We start from the raw sequence: 1147 nt of genomic DNA, 5'->3' as shown, positions 1-1147 counted from the left end.
AGGGCCTTGATCTGGTCGGAGACGACCCGGCGCATCTCGCCGGCCGCGTCCTGCGTCTCGCGCGGGATGTCGAGGACGCCGCGGGCGAGGTCGGCCCGGGTGGCCTCGAGTTCGCCGCGGATCTGGCCCGCCATCTCGCGCAGGCCCGAGACCGATTCCCCGAAGCGGCTCTGTGCCTCCTCGAACCCGGCGCGCATCTCCCGCGAGGCCGACTCGATGGCCGCGCGCACCGCCTGCGTCGCCTTCTCGCCTTCCGAACCGGCCCCCTTCTGCAGGCCCTCGAAGGCCTCCGTCACGGCGCTGCTCGCGCCTTCGGCCGAGCGCGACAGGCTCTGCCCGATGCCGCGGGCCCGCTCCTCCGCGGCGCGCAGGGTGCGCTCGATGCCCTCGCTGAAGGCGGCGGTCTGCGCCTCGAAGCCCGCCGCACGGGTTTCGAGGGCGGCGAGTGCCGTTTCCACGGCGCCTTCGCGTGCCGACAGGGTCTCGGCCAGCCGGCCCTCGATCGCGGTAAGCGCGGTCGCGGAGCTGTCGAGGGCCGCCACATGGGTACGGGTCTGCTCGGCCAGCGACCGGCCGCTGCCGTCGAGGGCTGCTGCCAGCCCCGCCGCCTCGCGGACGGCGCCCTCGGCCACGCCACGGAGTGCGACGACCTGGGCGGAGACGCCCTCGCTCGCCCGGCCGGTCTGCTCGGCCACCGCGCCCAGCGCCTGCTGGATCTGGTCGACGCGCTCGGCCAGGCCGTGCTCGATCGCGCCGAGGTTGCTGCCGGCGCCGGCCACGAGTTCCGTCAGGGCCTCGTTCGCCCCGTCGATGCGGGAGAGTACGCCGGCGAGGTCGCGGCGCAGGCGGTCGTTGGTCTCGGACAGGGCGTTGATGGCCCGCGCCGCACCCTCGTCCACGGCCGCGCGCAGGGCCTCGGCCGAATCCCGCGACTGGGCGACCAGGGCCTCGGTGCGCTCGCGCAGGGCCTCGACCAGGGGCGCGCCGGTCTCGGAGAGCGCCCGCTCGATGGCGGTGGAACGCTCGCCCAGCGCCTCGGCGAGTTGCAGCACCGGGCCGTCGATCGCCGAACGCAGGCGCTCGACATGGCCTTCGATGGTCTCGCTGACCGCCCGGCTGCGTCCATCCACGCCCTCGATCAGGCTGC

General features: G+C 75.3%; 1 pseudogene. It reads right to left on the bottom strand.

What is annotated here, in order from left to right:
* Positions 1 to 1147, bottom strand: a pseudogene (locus COGEMETH_RS24825) (hypothetical protein); the annotation flags it as partial.

Origin of the sequence: Methylobacterium trifolii, from assembly GCF_022179685.1 — a bacterium.
In the GTDB taxonomy this organism is placed as follows: Bacteria; Pseudomonadota; Alphaproteobacteria; order Rhizobiales; family Beijerinckiaceae; genus Methylobacterium; species Methylobacterium trifolii.
The sequence above is the reverse complement of the archived record's forward strand: the minus strand, read 5'-3'. Positions and strand labels throughout refer to the sequence as shown.